This window comes from Donghicola tyrosinivorans, from assembly GCF_003003355.1.
GTDB classification, from domain to species: domain Bacteria; phylum Pseudomonadota; class Alphaproteobacteria; order Rhodobacterales; family Rhodobacteraceae; genus Donghicola; species Donghicola tyrosinivorans.
In genome coordinates this window covers 281047-302582 of record NZ_PVTQ01000001.1, presented here as the reverse complement: position 1 = coordinate 302582, position 21536 = coordinate 281047, and the positions used below count along the sequence as shown (strand labels likewise).

General features: G+C 60.2%; 21 protein-coding genes. 8 read left to right on the top strand and 13 right to left on the bottom strand.

Translation table 11 applies throughout. From position 1 onward, the window contains the following. Positions 1–90 precede the first annotated feature (90 nt). Both gltA and CLV74_RS23335 read left to right on the top strand, forming a co-directional pair. Positions 91–1386, top strand: coding sequence for a citrate synthase (gene gltA / locus CLV74_RS01455; RefSeq protein WP_106262427.1), 1296 nt, complete (start codon positions 91–93; stop codon positions 1384–1386). Positions 1387–1534: 148 nt separating this feature from the next. Next, complete coding sequence (locus CLV74_RS23335; RefSeq protein ID WP_106262426.1) at positions 1535–3235, top strand: calcium-binding protein; 1701 nt, start codon at positions 1535–1537, stop codon at positions 3233–3235. A 68-nt stretch (positions 3236–3303) separates the two neighbouring features. Here the strand turns inward: CLV74_RS23335 and CLV74_RS01445 are convergent, their stop codons facing one another. The 10 genes from CLV74_RS01445 to CLV74_RS01400 all read right to left on the bottom strand — a co-directional run bounded on the left by CLV74_RS01445 (position 3304) and on the right by CLV74_RS01400 (position 14552). Beyond that, positions 3304–4080 (bottom strand): enoyl-CoA hydratase-related protein, encoded by a 777-nt coding sequence (locus CLV74_RS01445; protein WP_106262425.1) that lies wholly within the window; start codon positions 4078–4080, stop codon positions 3304–3306. Between the two features lie 70 nt (positions 4081–4150). Then, on the bottom strand, positions 4151–4621 hold the full coding sequence (locus CLV74_RS01440; RefSeq protein WP_106262424.1) for a cytochrome c-type biogenesis protein: 471 nt from the start codon (positions 4619–4621) through the stop codon (positions 4151–4153). After that, a complete protein-coding gene (locus CLV74_RS01435; protein ID WP_106262423.1) occupies positions 4618–6585 on the bottom strand; it encodes a heme lyase CcmF/NrfE family subunit in 1968 nt (655 codons plus the stop codon). Before CLV74_RS01435 ends, CLV74_RS01440 begins: the two co-directional genes overlap by 4 nt. 58 nt (positions 6586–6643) lie before the next feature. Continuing rightward, positions 6644–7153, bottom strand: a complete 510-nt coding sequence (locus tag CLV74_RS01430; RefSeq protein ID WP_106262422.1) for a holin family protein — start codon at positions 7151–7153, stop codon at positions 6644–6646. Beyond that, on the bottom strand, positions 7144–7755 hold the full coding sequence (locus tag CLV74_RS01425) for a holin-associated N-acetylmuramidase (protein ID WP_106262421.1): 612 nt from the start codon (positions 7753–7755) through the stop codon (positions 7144–7146). Before CLV74_RS01425 ends, CLV74_RS01430 begins: the two co-directional genes overlap by 10 nt. 50 nt (positions 7756–7805) lie before the next feature. After that, entirely contained in the window at positions 7806–8264 is a 459-nt protein-coding gene (gene ccmE / locus CLV74_RS01420) for a cytochrome c maturation protein CcmE (protein WP_106262420.1), read from the bottom strand. 21 nt (positions 8265–8285) lie between these two features. Then, positions 8286–9314 (bottom strand): N-acetyl-gamma-glutamyl-phosphate reductase, encoded by a 1029-nt coding sequence (gene argC, locus CLV74_RS01415; RefSeq protein WP_106262419.1) that lies wholly within the window; start codon positions 9312–9314, stop codon positions 8286–8288. A 40-nt stretch (positions 9315–9354) separates the two neighbouring features. Beyond that, on the bottom strand, positions 9355–10167 hold the full coding sequence (locus tag CLV74_RS01410) for a glutamate racemase (protein ID WP_106262418.1): 813 nt from the start codon (positions 10165–10167) through the stop codon (positions 9355–9357). A 5-nt stretch (positions 10168–10172) separates the two neighbouring features. Then, a complete protein-coding gene (locus CLV74_RS01405) occupies positions 10173–11051 on the bottom strand; it encodes a lysophospholipid acyltransferase family protein (protein ID WP_106262417.1) in 879 nt (292 codons plus the stop codon). Between the two features lie 81 nt (positions 11052–11132). Then, a complete protein-coding gene (locus CLV74_RS01400; RefSeq protein WP_106262416.1) occupies positions 11133–14552 on the bottom strand; it encodes an indolepyruvate ferredoxin oxidoreductase family protein in 3420 nt (1139 codons plus the stop codon). 171 nt (positions 14553–14723) lie between these two features. Here CLV74_RS01400 and CLV74_RS01395 point away from each other — a divergent pair, with 171 nt between their 5' ends. The 5 genes from CLV74_RS01395 to grxD all read left to right on the top strand — a co-directional run bounded on the left by CLV74_RS01395 (position 14724) and on the right by grxD (position 19228). Further along, positions 14724–15629, top strand: a complete 906-nt coding sequence (locus CLV74_RS01395) for a LysR family transcriptional regulator (RefSeq protein ID WP_106262415.1) — start codon at positions 14724–14726, stop codon at positions 15627–15629. Between the two features lie 402 nt (positions 15630–16031). Continuing rightward, the gene (purL, locus tag CLV74_RS01390) at positions 16032–18191 is read left to right on the top strand and encodes a phosphoribosylformylglycinamidine synthase subunit PurL (protein WP_106262414.1); all 2160 of its coding nucleotides are present in this window, start codon (positions 16032–16034) and stop codon (positions 18189–18191) included. Positions 18192–18297: 106 nt separating this feature from the next. Next, positions 18298–18540 carry a BolA/IbaG family iron-sulfur metabolism protein gene (locus CLV74_RS01385; protein WP_106262413.1) on the top strand — a complete coding sequence of 81 codons (243 nt, stop codon included), beginning with the start codon at positions 18298–18300 and terminating at the stop codon, positions 18538–18540. Further along, complete coding sequence (locus CLV74_RS01380) at positions 18540–18869, top strand: hypothetical protein (protein WP_106262412.1); 330 nt, start codon at positions 18540–18542, stop codon at positions 18867–18869. Before CLV74_RS01385 ends, CLV74_RS01380 begins: the two co-directional genes overlap by 1 nt. Then, the gene (gene grxD, locus CLV74_RS01375; RefSeq protein ID WP_106262411.1) at positions 18866–19228 is read left to right on the top strand and encodes a Grx4 family monothiol glutaredoxin; all 363 of its coding nucleotides are present in this window, start codon (positions 18866–18868) and stop codon (positions 19226–19228) included. Before CLV74_RS01380 ends, grxD begins: the two co-directional genes overlap by 4 nt. A 60-nt stretch (positions 19229–19288) precedes the next feature. Here the strand turns inward: grxD and CLV74_RS01370 are convergent, their stop codons facing one another. Beyond that, complete coding sequence (locus tag CLV74_RS01370) at positions 19289–19705, bottom strand: GFA family protein (RefSeq protein ID WP_106262410.1); 417 nt, start codon at positions 19703–19705, stop codon at positions 19289–19291. Positions 19706–19801: 96 nt separating this feature from the next. On the opposite strand from CLV74_RS01370, the gene CLV74_RS01365 reads away from it, so the two are divergent. Beyond that, positions 19802–20530, top strand: a complete 729-nt coding sequence (locus CLV74_RS01365; RefSeq protein ID WP_106262409.1) for a helix-turn-helix transcriptional regulator — start codon at positions 19802–19804, stop codon at positions 20528–20530. 7 nt (positions 20531–20537) lie between these two features. Here CLV74_RS01365 and CLV74_RS01360 read toward each other — a convergent pair whose 3' ends face one another. Beyond that, positions 20538–20924, bottom strand: coding sequence for a cell division protein ZapA (locus CLV74_RS01360; RefSeq protein ID WP_106262408.1), 387 nt, complete (start codon positions 20922–20924; stop codon positions 20538–20540). Next, a complete protein-coding gene (locus CLV74_RS01355) occupies positions 20924–21442 on the bottom strand; it encodes a hypothetical protein (protein WP_106262407.1) in 519 nt (172 codons plus the stop codon). Before CLV74_RS01355 ends, CLV74_RS01360 begins: the two co-directional genes overlap by 1 nt. Positions 21443–21536 lie beyond the last annotated feature (94 nt).

Here is a 21536-nt window from a genome sequence, read left to right as displayed (position 1 = left end):
CCGACCAACAGGTGCACCGGCCATGGATAAGGGCTGGCGCTAGTCCCGCCCGACACCGATGGTGCCTCGGGCCTTTCGAGAGGAATGACGATGGCTGACAACGACAAGACCGCAAAGCTGACGATCGGCGAGAATACCTACGAATTGCCCATCCACTCACCGACCTTGGGCCCGGACGTTCTCGACATCCGCAAGCTCTACGGTCAGGCAGGTGTGTTCACTTACGATCCCGGTTTCACCTCGACCGCGTCGTGCGACAGCACCATCACCTTCATCGACGGTGACAAGGGCGAGCTGCTGCACCGCGGCTACCCCATCGACCAGCTAGCCGAGAAATCGCACTATCTGGAAGTCTGCTTCCTGCTGCTTTACGGTCACCTGCCCACCACCGCAGAGCTGGAAAAGTTCGAGACCACCATCACCCGTCACACCATGATCCACGAACAGATGCACATGTTCTTCCGTGGTTTCCGTCGTGACGCGCACCCCATGGCAACCATGGTGGGTGTGGTTGGTGCCATGTCGGCGTTCTACCACGACTCGACCGACATTTCGGACCCCCACCAGCGTGAGATCGCATCGCACCGCCTGATCGCCAAGATGCCCACCATCGCGGCGATGGCTTATAAATACTCGATCGGTCAGCCCTTCGTGTACCCGCGCAACGATCTGGATTACGCGGCAAACTTCATCCACATGTGCTTTGCTGTGCCTGCGGAAGAGTACCACGTAGACCCGATCCTGAGCCGCGCGATGGACCGTATCTTCACCCTGCATGCGGACCACGAACAGAACGCGTCGACCTCGACCGTGCGTCTGGCGTCGTCCTCGGGTGCGAACCCCTTCGCCTGTATCGCAGCTGGCATCGCCTGCCTCTGGGGCCCCGCACACGGCGGCGCAAACCAGGCATGTCTGGAAATGCTGAAAGAGATCGGCACCGTCGATCGCATCCCCGAGTTCATCGAGCGTGCGAAAGACAAGAACGATCCCTTCCGTCTGATGGGCTTTGGTCACCGCGTCTACAAGAACATGGACCCGCGCGCGACCGTGATGAAGCAGTCGGCCGACGAAGTTCTGGAGCTGCTGGGTGTCGAAGACAACCCGCTGCTGCAGGTCGCCAAAGAGCTGGAACACATCGCTCTGAACGACCCCTACTTCAAAGAGAAGAAGCTGTTCCCGAACGTGGACTTCTACTCGGGCATCATTCTGGAAGCGATGGGCTTCCCCACCTCGATGTTCACCCCGATCTTCGCGCTGTCGCGCACCGTGGGCTGGATTTCGCAGTGGAAAGAGCAGCTGTCGGATCCGCAGATGAAAATCGGCCGTCCCCGTCAGCTGTATCTGGGCGAGGCTCAGCGCGACTACACCGACATCGAAACCCGCTAAGCCTAGCTGGTTTCAACAAAAAGAAAGCCGCTCCTTCGGGGGCGGCTTTTTTCATCTGCACCGCGACCATCGCAGAACTAGTATGAAAGTTATAATTACATTACCATAAGCTGATATTTAAGCGCCTCTTTGAGAAATCGGTTTCAATATGAGTAATTTTTTAATTGGTCTCTTGGCGACGATGGCCGCCTACACCTTTGCACTGGTACTAGCTGGCGGGGACGGTGCCGATGATGACAGCGATCAAAGTGATACTGACGACAGCGACTCGGATGACGGCGATCTGACTGAAGATACCGCTGAGAACACCGAAGGCCCCGCCATAGGCACGGTGGCCACGGGTACGGACAGCGACGATTTCATCACGGGCACCGCCTATGCCGATACGCTGAGCGGCGACGCTGGCGATGATACGCTGGTGGGCGGCGACGGAGCAGATCGCCTGAATGGCAATGCCAATGACGACTACCTTAGCGGCGGGGCGGGCAATGACACCCTAAGCGGCGGTGCCAGTCAGGATGCGCTGGTGGGTGGCTCCGGAAATGATCTGTTGAACGGTGACGGCGGACAGGACATCCTGTTTGGTGGCTCGGGGAATGACACCCTGAATGGCGGCGACGGGATCGGCCTGCTGATCGGCGGCAGCGGCAACGATCTGTCCACGGGCGGCACGGTCAATGATCTGATCGTCGACGATACGGGCGCAGACACGCTGATCGGTGGCGGTGGGCGTGACGATCTAATCTCGGTGGATGGCGACTACGATCTGGACCTTGTCGTCAGCTTGCAGGACAACCCCAACCAATTCTCGGCTGCTAGCAATTCGCCTCTGGACGACACCAGCACCGGCGACGGGGCCGACGTTCTGGACGGCGGCACGCAGGGTGACTGGTTGGTCTTTGACGGCGGCGACACTGTGACCGGCGGCGCTGGTACGGATGTCTTTGTCACCGCCCGCCAGTGGACCAATGATCTGGGCCCTGCGGTGATCACCGACTATGACCCCGCTGATGACACGCTGGAATACTACTACAACGCCAGCACAGGCACCCCGTCCCTGACAGTCCAGACCACCGATGACGGCGCAGCGATTGTCTATGACGGCGACGCCGCCGTCCTGCGGATCGAAGATGCCCCCGAAGGCTTCTCGGCCGGTGACATCACCTTGGTCGAGAATGACGACTCTCCAACCGACAGCTCGACAGTTCTCTATGAGAATTACTTTATCGGCTCGGGGACGAATGAGCTGATCACAGGCTATGACACCAACGACGTTATCCTTGGCGACGCGGGCTACGACACAATCTACGGCGGGAACGGACATGACTACCTGCTGGGGGCAAAGGGGATCGATGCGCTTTATGGCGAGGACGGCGATGACGTTCTGGATGGCGGCAACGGTCAGGATGCCTTGGACGGCGGCGACGGGGATGACGTGTTGAACGGCACGACCCTTGAGCTCGCACGGGGCGCCACTGCGCTGGCCGACATCGCCAACGCGCCCTATGGCGCGCCCGCTGCGGACGGCTCGGACACGCTCTACGGCGGTTACGGAGCGGATACATTGATCGGCGCAGGGGCCGATATCCTGACGGGTGCGGACGGCGAGGATCTGCTGGTCACCGGCGACTGGGACCTCGACGCAGGCGCGGTAACCGTCACGGACTTTGACCCGACCGAAGACACGCTGGCATATGTCTATACGGGCGCGACACCGATCCTTACCAGTGAAACCGATCTGGATGGAACGCACATCTATGCCGATGGCACGTTGATCATGACCCTGACAAACGCCCTGCCCGACGGCTTTGACGTGATCTCGGCCATCGTGCTGCAAGCGGCCGCGTAAAGCGGCCCTCTGAACAGCATAAGGCCCCGAGGGCGGCAGCTCTCGGGGCCTTATTCATTCGGATCGGCTTAACGGCCTTCGTATTTGGCGGGGCGCTTTTCAAGGAAGGCGACGACACCTTCTTTAAAGTCCCGTGTCTTGCCGCAGACCCCTTGCAGCTTGGCCTCGACCAGCAATTGCTGCTCTAGGTTATTGTCATAGCTACCGCGCAGGGCCTCTTTGACCTTGGCATAGGCGACCGAGGGGCCAGTGGCCAATTTCAACGCACGGGCGCGCCAGTGATCGGCAAAGGCATCGTCTGAGACTGCTTCCCAGATCATGCCCCAATCGTCTGCCTGACGAGCGGTGATCGGCTCGGCAAAAAGAGCCGCACCCATCGCCTTGGCCGCGCCCATCTGGCGGGGCAGCCAGTAGGTGCCGCCAGCATCAGGGATCAAGCCGATGCGGGTGAATGCCTGTAAGAACACTGCGCTTTCGGTGGCGATCACCACATCGGCGGCCAGTGCCAGATTGGCCCCTGCCCCTGCAGCGGTGCCGTTGACCGCGCTGATCGTCGGGATCGGGCTGTCATAGATCGCCTGCAACATGGGGACGTATTCGTCGCGCAGGGTCCGCTCAAGGTCCAACGTGTTCAGATTGCCCGCATCGCTCAGATCCTGCCCAGAGCAGAAACATTTGCCCGCGCCGGTCATCACCAGAACGCGCGCCTCACTCGCTGCGGCTTTCACCGCGTGCAGAATCTCTGCCCGCATCTGCGAGGACAGCGCGTTCATCACATCGGGCCGGTTGAGGGTCAGAACCGCGATGTCGTCGCGGACCTCATAGGTGATTGCTTGGTAGTCCATGTCGCCTCCTGCATGACTGCTTGGCCGCATGAAACCCCAAGCGGCCAGCCACGGAAAGAGAAACCCCGCGTCAGTCCTTGAGGATCGCGTTCAGGCGCTCTTGTTCATCTTCGGTCAACTGATCTTCTGCCCCCGTTTTGGCGTTGGAACGCCCGCGCAGGTAGCCAAAAGCCAGAAACAGCGCGATCAGCGCCATGATCGGCCCCGCCAGCCACAGCAACATATTCGCGCCGCCTGTGGTGGGTTTCAGCAGGACATATTCGCCGAAGCGGTCAACCACATAGTCCACCACCTCTTCGTCGGTGTCCCCTTCCACCAGCCGTTCACGCACCAGAAGGCGCAGGTCGCGGGCCAGTTCGGCATGAGAATCATCGATGTTCTCGTTCCGGCAGACCAGACAGCGCAAACCGGCCGAGATGCCCCGCGCCCGCTCTTCCAGAACGGGATCCGACAGCACTTCGTCGGGCTGCACGGCATAGGCAACCGGCGCCAGCGTCAGCAACGCCAGCGCAGCAGCCGCCAAAGTGGATCTCAAACTCATTCCGCAGGTACCCCTTTCATCGCCGCCTTGCGTGCGCCAGCAGCGACGCGGAAACGACGATCCGCAAGGCTGAAGCATCCGCCAAGCGCCATGATGATCGAGCCAGCCCAAATCCAGTTCGCCAGCGGCTTGATATAGGTGCGCACAGCCCAACCGCCGTCTGCCTGCGGATCACCGATCACAACGTAGATGTCACGCAGAAAACCGTTATCAATCGCGGCTTCGGTGGTGGGCATCTGGGCCACGGGATAGACCCGCTTTTCCGGATAAAGGGTCGTCAGTTGGCGACCATTCATACCAAGCTCAACCACACCAGTGGTCGAGATATAGTTCGGTCCTTGCACCTGCTGCACATCGCTCAGCACGAACTGGTAACCGCCCAGTTCAAAGGGCTCGCCTACATTCACGACGCGGATGTCTTCCTGATCCCAAGCCATAAGGCCCGCAATCCCGATGAAGGTGATCCCCAGACCCGCATGGGCCACAGCCTTGCCCCAATCCGCACCGGGCAGACGGAACAGGCGGGCAAAGCGGTTGCCGCTGCGCCCCGTGCGTCCCCACAGGTCAAGCGCCGCGCCGGAAATCATCCACGCGCCTAGCAGCAGCCCGATGGGACCAAGTGCTGTGCGTTCGGTCTGGATCGCATAGGCCAGCGCGGCAACGGCAATCGCTAGGACCACCAGCGGTACCAGCGACTTCGCCACGCGGCCACCGTTCGCCCGTTTCCACGACAACATGGACCCGAAGGGTAGCAGCGCCCCCAGCACCACCATGAAGGGCGTGAAGGCCATGTTGAAGAACGGCGCACCCACTGAAAGTTTCCGGTCAAAGAACATCTCGGCCATCAGGGGCCAGAGGGTGCCGAAGAACACCACAAAGGCCGCAACTGCCAGCAGGATGTTGTTGAAGACCAGCGCGCTTTCACGGCTGACAACCCCAAAGACGCCCTTGGCCTCCATCGCGCTGGCGCGGGCGGCGAACAGTGTCAGCGCACCGCCCATGAAGAAGGCAAGGATAAACAGGATGAAAACACCGCGCTCAGGGTCATTCGCAAAGGCGTGGACCGAGGTCAGCACCCCCGAACGCACGATAAACGTGCCAATCAACGAGAAGCCGAACGCCAGAATCGCCAGCAAAATGGTCCAGCTTTTCAGCGCCTCACGCTTTTCGACCACGATGGCCGAATGCAGCAGAGCCGCCGCGACCAGCCACGGCATAAAGCTGGCGTTTTCAACCGGATCCCAGAACCAGAAGCCGCCCCAGCCAAGCTCGTAATAGGCCCACCACGATCCCAGCGCGATGCCAATGGTCAGGAAAACCCACGCGGCCAATGTCCAAGGGCGTACCCAGCGGGCCCAAGCGGCGTCCACGCGACCCTCGATCAGAGCGGCGACGGCAAAGCTGAAGGCCATCGAAAGACCCACATATCCCAAGTAGAGGAACGGCGGGTGGAACGCCAAACCGGGGTCCTGCAACAGGGGATTCAGATCCTGCCCGTCAAAGGGCGGCATCGCCAGACGCAGGAAAGGGTTCGACGTGAAGAGAATAAAGGCAAAGAACGCCAGAGAAATCGCGGACTGCACCGCCAGAACGCGGGCCTTCAAGGTGGGGGGCAGGTTCCCTCCGAACCACGCGGCACAGGCGCCGAACAGGGTCAGGATCAGCACCCACAGCAGCATCGAGCCTTCGTGGTTCCCCCAGACACCGCTGATCTTATAGAGCATCGGCTTGGCCGAATGGCTGTTCAGCACCACAAGGCGCAGACTGAAGTCCGAAGTAACAAAGGCATGGGTCAGCGCCGCAAAGGACGCGGCCGTCAGCAAGAACTGCGCAGTGGCAGCAGGTTCCGCCACGGCCATCCAGCCGTGCCAGCGTTTATGCGCGCCGATCAGCGGAACGATCGCCTGTACGATCGCAACCAGAAAGGCAAGGATAAGGGCGAAGTGTCCGAGCTCTGTAATCATGCCCGGATCATAGGCGTTTGATCAGGCAGGGCCAATCACAATCAACCCTGCCCGATGTTCACTTTGTCGCGGTACTTTTGGCCAGTGCCTGCCATTCCGTCAGAGCCGCATTCTCGTTCGCGGGGGCTACTTGTTGCGCCTCTTGGGGACGCGCTGGAACCGCGGCCAGTTGCCGCTGAAAATCCTGCATCTTGGCCTGATGGCGGGCGCCAAAGTAAAAGCTGACGATCACCCCCATCAGCCACCACAAAGGCTCGGGAACCAGCGCAAGCCCTTGCATCCGCTGAGAAAACCACAAGGGATCATACATCGCCATTCCGAACATCCCCAGCACCCCAAGGGCAAGCATCGGGCGCGGTAAACGGTTCAACCCATCCACAAAACCATCAAACCAGCCACGCTGGGGACGGGCAAATTCGGCGGCCAGTTGACCAAGCGCCGCCTCGCGGGACGAGGCGGCGCGGATGGCGGCGGCCTCGGGGTTCTCGCGCCAGATGGTGGCGGTGTCTCGTAGCACGTTGGTGCCCGACCCAAACAGTGCCGTCAGCAGCGTGGCCATCATCCCCATGCGGCCACCCGCGCCAGGTGATCGGCGTCCGACAGGTGATAGCGGTCCGAGATGAACGCCTCGGCGCGGCGAATCCAGCCCCCCTTCCCGCCATCCTTACGGCGGGCGTATTTGCGGCTGGCAGGACGCTGATCCGCAAGGCTGTAGTAGTAGTTCCGCCGTGCGATCCCGTAGGCGTCCCGCAAATGCGCCCCCGAAATGACCGAGGCCGCCTGCGCCGCTTGCGCAGTCTTGGGCCCGATTGCCCCGTCCACGGCCAGCACATGGCCCATCTGACACAGCAGTCGCTGCAAAAGCTTAACCGCCTGCCCGCCCGCATTCACATACATGTCAAACACACTGTCCTGCAGGCAATCTGGCAACTGATCGATACGTGGGCCGTAAAAGTAGTGCTGTAGGTAGATGTCGACCGCCTGCTCCTCGGTCAAATGCCTAAGGTCGGCGATATCGGTGTCACCATCCCCATCCAGATCAACGCCAAGGCGGCGCATGGTGCCGATGGTGATGCCGCGGTTGGTCGCGCCGCCCGGATCATCCAGATCATTCACGAAACCGCCTTCACGCGCGAGGATGCCCCGCGTCATTTGAGTAATGTCCTGCATGTTGCCTCCGATGGGATAACCCCTTCGAAGGCAAGACTGTTACTCAGGCGTTAACTGTTGGTGTCTTTACCGTTCGGGTCTTTGTAAACGCCCTGTTCTTTCAACGCGTCGGTGACCTCTTTCGGCATGTAGCTTTCATCGTGTTTAGCAAGGATTTCAGAGGCCTCAAAAACCCCGTTCACATACTTGCCTGTGCCGATCATGCCTTGGTTCTCGCCGAACAGATCAGGCAGAACGCCTTTGTAGATCACCGGCACCGTCGCCCCGCCGTCGGTCACGGCGAAAGAGATAACCTCGCCCTGACCGCGCTTGAGGCTGCCCTCTTCCACCAGACCGCCCAGACGGAAAGTCTCGGATGGTTTGGGGGCGTTCTCCATCACCTGCGAGGGCGAGCGGAAGAAGTTGATGCCGTCGCGCATCGCATAACCGATCAGACCGGTGGACAGCGCCAGCGCCACAGCGGCGACAGCGATGACCTGAATACGACGGGTCTTTTTCAGCGACTTCATAAACGTCCTCCTCCTAAGCCCTTACGGGAAGCACGGAGCCAGCATCAGGCCCGTGGTCTCCTCGATACCTAACATCACATTCGCGTTTTGCAATGCTTGACCACTGGAACCTTTCGTCAGGTTGTCCAGAGCGGCCACGACGATGGCGCGGTTTTCGATCCGGTCTGCAACAACGCCCAAGTGGCAGAAGTTCGAGCCGCGGATGTGACGGGTCGAGGGGAGCTCGCCAAAGGGCAGCACCTGCAAGAAGGGCTCTGCCGCGTATGCCGCAGACAGCGTCTCATGGATTTGCTGCGCATTACCGTGAACATAGACTGTCGCCAGAATGCCGCGGTTCGCGGGGATCAGATGTGGCGTAAACTGGACCTGCACCGGACGGCCGGCCAGCAGGCTGAATTCCTGATCAAACTCGCCCAAGTGGCGGTGGGTGCCACCCGCGGAATAGGCATGATAGCCCTCAGACAGTTCGGCGTGCAGCAGGTTCTCTTTCAAGGACCGACCCGCGCCCGAGACGGCGCATTTCAGGTCCATGATGATGTTGTCCAGATCGATCACACCGGCGCTGATCAGCGGGCGCAAAGCATACTGGCCAGTGGCCGCGTTACAGCCCGTGCCTGCCACCAGACGCGCATTGGCGATGTCATCACGGTAGAATTCGGTCAGGCCGTAGACCGCCTCTTTCTGCATCTCGACCGCCGCATGGGGGTTGCCATACCACTTTTCATATGCCGCCGGATCACGCAGTCGGAAGTCCGCCGACAGGTCCACGATCCGCAGGTCTTTCGGCAGCTCGCGGATCACCTCTTGGCTGGTCTTGTGGGGCAGCGCGCAGAAGCACAGGTCAATCTGGCTGAAATCAATGTCATCCGCCTTCACCAGATCGGGCAGGTCCAAATGGCGCAGATGGGGGAACACACTAGCCATGCTTTGACCAGCCTTGGCGTTCGCCCCGAGGGCTGCGATCTCGATTTCGGGATGGGTGGCGATCAGACGGATCAGCTCGGCACCGGTGTAGCCCGAAGCGCCCAGAATTGCGATCTTATACGTCATGGCAAAGTCCTTGTTTTAACAGGCTTTATAGTCGTGAAGTTCAAGCGGAGACGAATTTGATTTCGCGTCGCAAGAATTGGGTCGCGCGGGCCGAGACCTTTGCCGGATTGCCCGAGGTCAGGAATTTGGATTCCGTACCAGAGCCCAACATATCGGGGTGACGTCCCAAATAGTCCGCAAGGCTTTCAGCCACCAGATTGGCTTGGCTATAGACCTCAACCTCAGGGCCAAGAGCGTCCTGAAAAGTACTTTCCATCAGCGGATAGTGGGTGCAGCCCAGAATGGCAGCCTGCGGCTGGGGCATTTTGCGCTTCAACGCATCCACGTGGCTGCGCACCAGCGCCTCGGCAAGGATCATGTCACCGTCTTCGATGGCATCCACCACACCGCCGCAAGCCTGCGCCTCAACGTCCACACCGATTGCGCGGAAGGCCAGTTCGCGCTGGAACGCTCGGCTAGAGACAGTGGCGGGCGTCGCAAACAGCGCCACGTGCTTGACGCGCACTTCACGGGGCGGGCTGTTGTCGCCCCATTCACGCTCGGTCAGAGCCTCGATCAGCGGAACGAATACGCCAAGGCAGCGCTTATTCTTGGGCAGAAAGCTTTCCTGCATCCGGCGCAGGGCGGCCGCGCTGGCGGTGTTACAGGCGATGATGACCAGATCGACCCCTTCGTCCCACATGCGGGTGACTGCTTTGGTGGTCAGGTTATAAATGTCATCGGCATCACGCACACCGTAAGGTGCGTGGGCGTTGTCGCCAAAATATACCAGCGGCACATCGGGCAACCGGCGGCTGACTGCGTTCAGGACGGTCAGTCCACCAAGCCCCGAGTCGAAAATTCCTACTGCCATCTGCCTCAAGCCTTATGTTTTTCTTCGAATTCGAAGCCGTAATCATAGGAAGTATACGGCTTTGGCGACAGGGCATATGTGGATTTTCGTAGGAAATCCATCATCTCTCGCGTGTCGCCCGCATGTTCTTGCAAGGCCTGTGGCGCGATGGGTTCGCCCACCACGATACGCACGGGCGTTCCGACGCGGGCGCGGAACTCTTTGATCAAAAGGCCCATGCGCAGGGTCACATGCAGATGGCTGGCCAGTTGGAACAGCCGCGAGTTGTGGCCGTCAAAGTAGATCGGCACCACGGTCGCCCCTGATTTCGCGATCATCCGCGCGGTGAAATTGCGCCAGCCCGGATCCATTGGCCGTGAAAATGGCCGCGCCGAGGTCGAGACCGTGCCACCCGGAAAAATCCCGATGGCCCCGCCTGCGCCAAGATAGGACAGCGCGTGTTTGCGGGTCTCGATGTTCAGCTGCACGGCCTCTTTCGTCTCGTCAAAGCTGATGGGCAGGATCACGCGATCCAGATCGCTGGCCTTGCGGAACACCTGATGGGCCAGAATGCGGAAATCGCCCCGCGTTTTGGACAGGATATGCCCCATCATCAGCCCGTCCAGAATCCCGTAAGGATGATTGGCGACCACGATCAGCGGGCCATCTTTGGGGATATTGTCCAATGACCCGCCAATGACCTCAAGCGACAGCCGGTATCGATCTACGATCACCTGCCAGAAATCACGGCCCTGCGCGACCTCCAGATCATAGCCAACGGCGCGGCGGATCAGACCGATGCGGCCCGTGGCATTCTCCATCAAACGGATCAGGGCGCGCCCTTTGCGAGAGCCCGCCGAATGGGCATAGCTGATATCGCGGGCGACATCGCGATCGCGGGTCATAGGCGCCTCCTTCTCGGATGGCGCAGTGATACGCCGCCCGAGAGAGGATTTCCAGCGGTCTGAGCCGCTGGAAACTATCGATTATTCCGCAGCCTGCGCCATCTGCGGACCACCCTCATCGATTGAGAACAGCAGGGCCGTGCGCCGCTTGGCAGCCGCTTCGGCATTTCCGTGTTTTACGGGGCCAAAGCCGCGAATTTCCAAAGGCAGACGGGCCAGTTCCAAGGCCAAATCACGGGTTTCAGGCGTGACCTTGGGCAGGATGCGGGCCATGTCGGCCTCATACTGCTTGATCAAGGCACGCTCCATCCGGCGTTCTGCGGTGTAGCCGAAGATATCCAGTGGCGTGCCGCGCAAACCCTTCATCCGAGCCAGCAGGCGGAACCAACGCACCATTCCTGCGCCGAAATCCCGCTTCTTCGGGCGACCATTGGCTCCCTCTTTCGCCAAAATCGGCGGCGACAGGTGGAAGGTCATCTGGAAGTCCCCTTCAAACGCTTCCTTCGCCTTTGCTTCAGTGTCCAGCAGCAGGCGAGCGACCTCATATTCGTCTTTGTAGGCCAGCAGCTTGTGATAGCCTTCGGCCACGGCCAGACGCAGATCGCTGTCCTGAATGCTGTCTACCAGCTTGCGGTAGCGGCGGGCGATGCGCGGACCCGAGTGCTGCACCAGATGCGACTCACGGAATGCCACACGATCCGCCTCAGGCTTTGCCACCTCTTTCGGGGTCAGCAGTCCTGCTGCCGCATCTGGATGCAGAGCCGCCCAACGGCCAATCTCGAACGCCCGTTGGTTCGCAGCCACAGCCGCGCCGTTCAGATCAATCGCATGCATCAAGGCGTCAAGGGGTAGCGGCACGAGCCCCTGCTGCCATGCAGCCCCAAGGATCATCATGTTCGAGAAGATGCTGTCCCCCAGCGTCACGCGGGCCAATTCAATCGCGTCGAACATCTGCACTTTGTACCGCAGACGCGCCTCTAGGGCCAGTTCCAGCCGATCATGGGGCAACTTGAAGCCCGGATCACGGGTGAAGTCGCCCGTCACGGTGTCATGGCTGTTCACCACAGCGCCAGTGCGGCCCGTTGCGGTCAGGCCAAGGGTCTTGGCCCCCGCGCTAACCACCAGATCGCCGCCGATCAGCGCATCGCATTCGCCGGTGGCCACACGGATCGCGCTAATGTCTTCGGGCTTGTTGGCAATCCGGCAATGGATATGCACCGCCCCGCCCTTCTGTGCGAGGCCCGCCATCTCCATCATGCCGACGCCCAGCCCAGCGACCTGCGCGGCTTGGGCCATCACGGCGCCGATGGTCACAACGCCTGTGCCGCCAACACCGGTGATCACCACATTCCATGTGCCCTGAATGGCAGGCAAAGCGGGCAGTGGCATATCCGGCAGGTCCAGCGTCTGGGTGGCTTGCTTGCGGATCGTTGCCCCTTCAAGTGTCACGAAGGAGGGGCAAAACCCAGTGAGGCAGCTAAAGTCCTTGTTGCAGGCCGACTGATCAATCGCACGCTTGCGGCCCAGTTCGGTCTCGACCGGAACGATGGCGACACAGTTCGACTGCACACCGCAATCGCCGCAGCCTTCGCAGACATCGGTGTTGATAAACACCCGCTTGTCCGGATCGGGGAACGTTCCCCGCTTGCGCCGCCGCCGCTTTTCCGCCGCGCAAGTCTGGATGTAGATAATGGCCGAGACACCGTCCCGCTTGGCGCAATCCGCCTGAATGCGGGCCATCTCGTCCCGTTCGGCAAACTGCAGGCCCTTTGGGAAGTCAGCTGGATCGACCTCTTCCTTCGGATCATAGACCACGGCCACATGGCCAACGCCCATCGCCTTCAATTCGCGGGCAATCTGCTGGGGCGAAAGCCCGCCTTCGTTCGGCTGTCCGCCGGTCATCGCCACCGCATCGTTGAAGAGGATCTTATAGGTGATGTTCGTCCCCGCCGCCAACGCGGCACGGATCGCCTGTACGCCAGAGTGGTTGTAAGTCCCGTCCCCAAGGTTTTGGAACACATGGCGCCGCTTGCTGAAGGGCGCCTCACCGATCCAGTTCGCTCCTTCACCGCCCATATGGGTGAAGCCGGTGGTGTTCCGGTCCATCCACTGCACCATGTAGTGACAGCCGATCCCCGCATAAGCGCGGTCCCCTTCAGGCACCTTGGTTGAGGTATTGTGCGGGCAGCCTGCGCAGAAATAGGGCAAGCGGCTGGCGATTTCCTCGGCGTTGTCGGCACGGCGTGCGTCGTCCAGCGTGGCCAGACCCGCCTTGATGCCATCCGTGCCGCGGCCTTCCTCAATCAGGATGCCGCCGATCTTCTCAGCGATCATCACGGGGTCCAGCGCCATACGGGTGGGGAACAGCTCTTCCCCGTGGTCTGCCCCTGCCCCGCCGCCTTTATGCCAGCCGTAGACACGGCGACCACGCCGGTCGTCAAAGATGCTTTCTTTAACCTGCACCTCGATCAGCTTGCGCTTTTCCTCAACCACAATGATCAGGTCCAGACCTTCGGCCCAGTCGTGAAAGCCGTGCATATCCAGCGGCCAAGTCTGCCCGACCTTATAGGTGGTCAGGCCAAGCCGCTCGGCCTCATTCGCATCAATATTCAGCAGGCTGAAGGCATGGACCAAGTCCAGCCAGTTCTTACCCGCTGCCACAAAGCCGATCTTTGCACCGGCTTTGCCCCAGACGCGTTTGTCCATCCCGTTCACGCGCGAGAATGCCTCGGCAGCAAAGCGCTTGTGATCAATCATCCGCGCTTCCTGCGCGTGGGGCGTATCGCCAAGACGGATGTTCAGCCCGCCTTCGGGCATGGCAAAGTCCGTGGGCGTGACAAGCTTCATCCGGTGCGGATCACCATCCACGACAGCAGTCGCCTCGACCGTGTCTTTCATGGTCTTCAGACCAACCCAGACACCGGAATAACGCGACAGGGCGTAAGCGTAGACGCCATAGTCCAGAATCTCCTGCACACCGGCGGGGTTCACCACAGGCATGTATGCATCCACCATGGCCCAGTCGGACTGGTGCAGAACGGTGCTGGATTCGCCGGTGTGGTCATCGCCCATCGCCATGATCACACCGCCATGCTTGCTAGAGCCAGCCATGTTCGCGTGACGCATCACGTCACCGGAGCGGTCCACACCCGGCCCCTTGCCGTACCAAAGGCCAAAGACGCCGTCGAACTTGCCCTCTCCCCGCAGTTCCGCCTGCTGGCTGCCCCACAAAGCGGTGGCGGCCAAATCCTCGTTCAGGCCGGACTGAAAAGTGACATTGGACTCTGCCAGCGGTTTGGCCGCTTTGACCATCTGCTGGTCCACCGCACCAAGAGGCGAGCCACGGTATCCGGTCACCAAACCGGCCGTATTCAGCCCCGCGGCAGAATCACGGGCTTGCTGCATCAGCATCAATCGGACTAAAGCCTGCGTCCCGTTCAAGAGAATCGGGGACTTCGACAAATCGAAACGATCTTTCAGGGTGATTTTTTGCATGCTCATGTCGCGCCTCCCCTCGCTCAATGTGCTTGCTTAACGATATCGCAATAATAGGTCAGCAATTACGACCTAACAAAGCGGTTTTTGCGAAATTTCCACAATTCTCCGTGTTTGGGTCGTTCACATAAAAAACGTTTCGGATAGAGTGGCAGGAACGGGCAGAAAGTTACGATTATGGACTGGGACAAACTAAGAATCTTTCACGCGGTTGCCGATGCGGGCAGCCTGACTCATGCCGGTGACGTGCTGCACCTGTCCCAATCGGCGGTCAGCCGACAAATCAGGGCACTGGAAGAGAGCCTGAATACCACCCTTTTTCACCGTCATGCCCGCGGACTGATTCTCACCGAACAGGGCGAGCTGCTGTTTGACGCCACTTCGGCGATGACGCGGCGCCTAGATACGGCCTCGGCTCGCATCAAAGACAGTGAAGAAGAAGTGTTCGGCGAATTGCGTGTGACCACCACCACGGGATTCGGGTCCCTGTGGTTGGCGCCGCGCTTGCCCAAGCTGTACGAACAGTATCCGAATCTCAAAATCGACCTGATGCTGGAAGAACGCGTACTGGACCTACCCATGCGCGAAGCGGATGTCGCCATCCGCATGAAAGAGCCAAGCCAAGCCGATCTGGTCCGCAAGCGCCTGTTCAACGTGACCATGCGCCTTTATGCCACCCAGAAATATCTGGACCAATTCGGCACGCCGCAAACCCTGTCTGAGATCGCGAACCACCGGCTGATCTGTCAAAGCCCTAGTACGCCTCAGGTGGGCGCAGGGGCGCAACTGGTGGCATCGCTGCTGGCCAATGACGTGACCTCGACCCTGACGGTGAACAGTTATTTCGGGGTTCTTCAAGCGGTTATCCATGATCTGGGCATTGGGGTCCTGCCCCAGTACCTGACCGTGGACTTCCCTGATCTTGTGCGTGTGTTGCCCGAAGTAGAAAGCGCCGAAGTGCCCGTCTATCTGGCCTACCCCGAGGAACTGCGTCAGTCCCAGCGCATCGCCGCCTTCCGCGATTTCGTGCAGAATGAAATCGCAGAAACACGCCGCGCGAATCCGGACGAGCCGCCTTTGTAAGGCTGAATGCCCCCAGCCATGCGCTGAGGGCATATCAGGCATGATGCGCCTGCGGCATTTAATTCCTTGATCGATTCATTCCTGATGCCTATTTCAGCACTCGAAGGCGACGGCGCCCTTTTGCGCGTCACCTTCATACCTCCCTGTTGGACTTTGGCCGGGCTTAGTGCTCGGCCTTTTTTTTCGCCCAACAAAACAAGGGAAATTCCCTGACAAGCCCAAACCGCACCGAAGAGATATTTTTCCCGAAAAATATCCGACGCGCAAAGCGCGTTTCAAATCCTTCGGCGAAGGATTTGCCCCCAAAACGCATCGCAGAGGCGTTTTGCGCCCCCAAGCCCCTTTTCCCCGTGGCCGCTCTGTCATAAAAGCGCGGCAATCCGTCTTAAGGGGACTTTTTCCATGCAAGAGCCGGCAATCACGCCCGACCTCATCGCGGCCCACGGCATCAAGCCCGATGAATATGCTGAAATCCTTCGCATCCTGAACCGCGAACCGACCTTCACCGAACTGGGTATCTTCTCGGCGATGTGGAACGAGCACTGCTCGTACAAGAGTTCCAAGAAATGGCTGCGCACTCTGCCCACCACCGGCCCGCAGGTCATCTGTGGCCCTGGCGAGAACGCAGGCGTCGTCGATATCGGCGACGGTCAGGCTGTCATCTTCAAGATGGAAAGCCACAACCACCCCAGCTACATCGAGCCCTATCAAGGTGCGGCAACCGGCGTGGGCGGCATTCTGCGCGATGTCTTCACCATGGGCGCCCGTCCCATCGCAGCGATGAACAGTCTGTCCTTCGGTGAGCCCGAACATCCCAAGACCAAGCGTCTGCTGCACGGCGTAGTCGAAGGTGTCGGCGGCTACGGCAACTGTTTTGGCGTTCCAACTGTGGGCGGCGAGCTGCGCTTTAACAAAGCGTACAACGGCAACTGTCTGGTCAACGCCTTTGCGGCGGGCCTCGCGGATGCGGACAAGATCTTCTACTCGGCCGCGTCCGGCGTGGGCATGCCCGTGGTGTACCTTGGTGCGAAGACCGGCCGTGACGGCGTTGGCGGTGCGACCATGGCTTCGGCGGAATTCGACGAGACCATCGAAGAAAAGCGTCCCACCGTTCAGGTTGGTGACCCCTTCACTGAAAAGCGTCTGATGGAAGCGACGCTGGAACTGATGCAGACCGGCGCTGTGATCTCGATTCAGGACATGGGCGCGGCGGGTCTGACCTGCTCGGCTGTGGAAATGGGCGACAAGGGTGAATTGGGCGTGCGCCTGATCCTCGACAACGTGCCCTGCCGCGAAAAGAACATGACCGCCTATGAGATGATGCTGTCGGAATCTCAGGAACGTATGCTGATGGTGCTGCGCCCCGAGAAGGAAGCCGAAGCCAAGGCTGTCTTCGACAAGTGGGATCTGGACTTTGCCATCGTTGGCGAGACCATCCCCGAAGACAAGTTCATCATTGAACACAACGGCAAGGTGATGGCCGATCTGCCCCTGCGCGCCCTTTCGGGCAACGCGCCGGAATATGACCGTCCCCACGTCCCCACCCCCGCGGCAGCCGAACTGGCACCCGTCGCCGAGGTGAACCCGATCGACGGCCTGAAGGCGATCATCGGCAGCATGAACTATTGTTCGCGCCAGTGGGTCTACCAGCAGTATGACACTCAGGTGATGGGTGACACCCTGCGCACCCCCGGTGCCGGTGCAGGTCTGGTCCGCGTTCACGGCACGAACAAGGTTCTGGCCTTCTCGTCCGACGTGACCCCGCGCTATGTGAAAGCCAACCCCGTTCAGGGTGGCCGTCAGGCCGTGGCCGAAGCCTACCGCAACCTGACCGCCGTTGGCGCCAAGCCCTTGGCCACCACCGACAACCTGAACTTCGGCAACCCCGAAAAGCCCGAGATCATGGGCCAGTTTGTGGGCGCCATTCAGGGTATCGGCGAGGCCTGCCTTGCGCTGGATACCCCGATCGTTTCGGGCAACGTCTCGCTTTATAACGAGACCGATGGCGAGCCGATCCTGCCCACTCCGACCATCTGTGCCGTTGGCATCATTGACCACGTGGACAACGTGATCGGTGGTGACGTACGCGAAGGTCATGTGGCGCTGCTGGTGGGTGACACCGCAGGTCATCTAGGTCAGTCTGCTCTGCTGGCAGAGGTCTTCAACCGCGAAGATGGCGACGCGCCTCACGTGGATCTGGAAGCTGAACGCAAGAACGGCGACTTTATCCGCGCGAACCGCGACTTCATCCGCGCCTGCACTGACCTCAGCGATGGTGGTCTGGCGGTCGCAGCCTTCGAGATGGCCGAAGCTCATGGCGTTGGCGTGCATCTGGATGCCGCAGACACCGCGACCCTCTTTGGTGAGGATCAGGGCCGCTACCTGATCGCCTGTAACTTTGACATGGCCGAAGCCTTGATGACTGCAGCGGCAACCGCTGACGTGTCGATCCAGACTGTCGGTAAATTCCACGGTGACACCGTCTCGTTCGGTGGCACCTCTGCATCGCTGGCCGAACTCTCGGCGCTGTTCCGCGGTGCGCTGGCCGACCGTCTGGGTTAAGGCCACAAACACTCAGTAAAATTGATATGTCAATCACGCGTGCCCCTTGCGAAGGGGGCACGCGACGCCTACCCTTTATTCGGTAAATGACGGAGGCCCCTAGCACATGCCAATGCGTGCTGATGAAATCGAAAACCTGCTGCGCGAGACCTTTCCGAACGCGAAAATCGTGATTACGGATACCGCAGGCGACGGCAACCACTTTGCCGCCGAGGTCATTGATGAAAGCTTCCGCGGCCAGAACCGCGTCCAGCAGCAACGGGCCGTTTATGCGGCGCTGAAGGGCAAGATGGACGGCTCGCAAGGCGAGCTGCACGCGCTGGCCCTGACCACGCGGGCGCCTGCCTGATGGATGACGCCCTAATCGGGGTGCTGGCGTTCGGGGCCGTGCTGATCCTTTGGGGATTGCGCAAAGTGCCCTCTCGCTACACTCCGCTGGCACGGCGGCAACCGGACTATGACGCGCCTGATGGACCCGAACTGGGGCTAGAGGCGGTCGATCACTCCATCATTGCCGAGGCGAACCGCCGCAACGCATCACTGGAGCGGAACACGATTTGGGGTAGAAAATCGCTGACCGAGGCCGATATTCATATCCCGAAAGAAACAGATGACGGCGATTATGCCCGGCGCTTTCACCGCGCCCACAATCGCAAGACCTCAAGGAGGGTCGAATGAGCGACGCACAACAGCAGATCAAAGACACGATCGAAAACAACACCGTGGTGCTTTACATGAAAGGCACCAAAGAAATGCCCCAGTGCGGCTTCTCCAGCCGCGTGGCTGGCGTTCTGAACTTCATGGGCGTTGATTATACCGACGTGAACGTTCTGGCCGACGAAGGCATCCGTCAGGGCATTAAGGATTTCTCGGATTGGCCGACCATTCCCCAGCTTTATGTGAAAGGCGAATTCGTGGGCGGCTGTGACATCATCACCGAGATGACCCTCTCGGGCGAGCTGGACCAGATGTTCGACGACAACGGCGTGACCTACGACAAGGAAGCCGCCAACAAGATCCGCGAAGCCAACGCCTAAGCATTCTTTCGCATGATTTGGAAAAGCCCGCCAATTAGGCGGGCTTTTGTCTTTTCAGGGTTAGCTAGCTGGCGCGGTCGGCATCCGTTCGAAATGGGGGATACCGTCGTGCTTCAGGTGCCACGCAGGCGCGGAGGCTGTGAAAATTTCCATCTGGGGCTCATAGTCAGACCGATCATCCAGCGTGCCTACTTTGACCGTGAAGAAGGGTTCATGTGTCGGCTCGCCCCACAGATGGGTGCCGCAATCGCCGCAAAAGGCCCGTGACACCACTCCGCCGCTGTCACCGGTTTTCCGGTAGTGGGCCAAGTCGCCCTTGGTGACCGTCAGACCGTCCTTCGGCACCAGCACTACATAGTTTGCAGCACCGCCCGTGATCTTCTGGCAATCGGTGCAATGGCACGCCCCCGACGCCATAAAGGGCTGGGTAATTTCAAAATGAATGGCGCCGCAGGCGCATTGACCGGTTCTGTGCATCTCTCGATTCCTTCGTGTCAGAAACAACTGACACCTTCTCTAGACCTGCTATGCTGACAGCGTTCTGTCAGCAGTATGGCAGCAGGAGTCCCAAAAATGCGCCGCACCGATCGCTTGTTTCAAATCATCCAGATTCTGCGCAGCGCCCGCCGTCCCGTCACGGGACGTGAGTTGGCCGATGAGCTAGAGATTTCCCTGCGCACCCTTTACCGCGACATGGCCGAACTGATTGCCCAACGCGTCCCTGTGCAAGGCGAGGCTGGCACTGGCTATGTCCTGCGCGACGGATATGACATGCCGCCCCTGATGCTGACACCGGATGAATTAGAGGCCGCCGCCCTTGGGGCCGCTTGGGTTGCAGCGCGGTGTGATCCAGCGCTGGCGGCTGCGGCCCGTGATCTGGTGGCGAAACTCTCAGAGGCAATACCCGAAGAGCTGCGCCCTTATATTCTGGAAAGCGGAGCGCGAACGGTGTCCTTCCGTCCGAACCCGACCGAGGCGTTTGATACCTCTGACTTGCGGCTTGCGATCCGCGAGCGGCTGCGGTTGACCTTCGATTATTCTGATGCAGACAACCGACAGTCCCGCCGCACGATCTGGCCCTTGTTTATCGCCTATCTTGAAGAAGTGCGTATCGTGGTTGCGTGGTGCGAGACGCGGCAGGACTTTCGACATTTCCGAACAGACCGCATTGCCGCGCTAGAGGTGCACGATACACCCTACCCCGCCAAGCGCAGCGCCCTGATCCGCCGGTGGGAAGGCATGCAAAAGGCGTCCGGTTATCGTGCGAGAGAAATCGCACACCGGACGCCTTCCAACATTTAAGCACCCTTTAGCGGGTTGCGATGTCTTCGACCTGATCGGCCAGCGCCTCGGCCTGTTCGGCAAGATCGGACAGCGCTTTGGTGACGTCTTCAGGGATCACCGCGACCTCGACGGTTTTGGCTGGCGCGGCGCGGGCGGCGTTCAGTTCGGCCTCCAACGCTTTGATCCGGTCAGTCAAGGCGCGGACCTGATCGTTATGGCCACCGGTTTTGTCCGCAAGGATCAAGCCGGCCATCAGTAGCATACGAGCTTCGGTAATGCGGCCCACCTGCGCGACCAATGCGCTTGCCTCTACATCAAGGGCTGCTGCGGCGTTGCGCAGGTATTGCTCTTCACCGGGCTGACAGGCCACGGTGAAATTGCGGCCACCGATCATCACATCAACTTCGGGCATCAGTTTGCCTCCTGCGGGGTTTTACCATCCGCTACATCCTGCACGGCCCCTAGAAGCACCTGCATCTCTGCCGCTTCCGAGGCGCGCTCGGCCCGTAGGGATTCCAACTCGGCCTTCAAGGACGCGTCCAGGTCCACGTCCTTGCCCGCCTGTACCGCTTCGCGCAGGGTCGCGTTGTTTTCACGCAGCGCAACATTCGCCGCTTTAAGGCGTGCCACCTGCTGTTCCAGTTCTGCGGCGGCGTCCACATCGATCATCGGCGCTTCGGGAACGGCCTCTGCCGCCTCTTTCGCGGCGGCCTCTGCGGCTTTGGCAGCGCTCAGGTCCGCTTCCAGAGAAACAATGCGCGCCTCTGCGTCTTTCAAAGCCGATTGCAGACGGGTCACTTCTGCTTGGGTTTCAAGGTCGGGTGCTGCGGCGGCAGCGGGTGCTGGCGCCTTGTCCAACCCCTCAACGCCTTTGCCGATCCGGTCAAGCGCATACGCAAGTCTGCGCTGGATCTCCTCGATATCATTCATTGCGTGGTGCCTTTCTAAGAGACATTCCTGCTCTGACAGGGGCGACGAATCGCTTCTGCCGATTTCAGCGACCACTCTAACGGGTCGTGCGCGG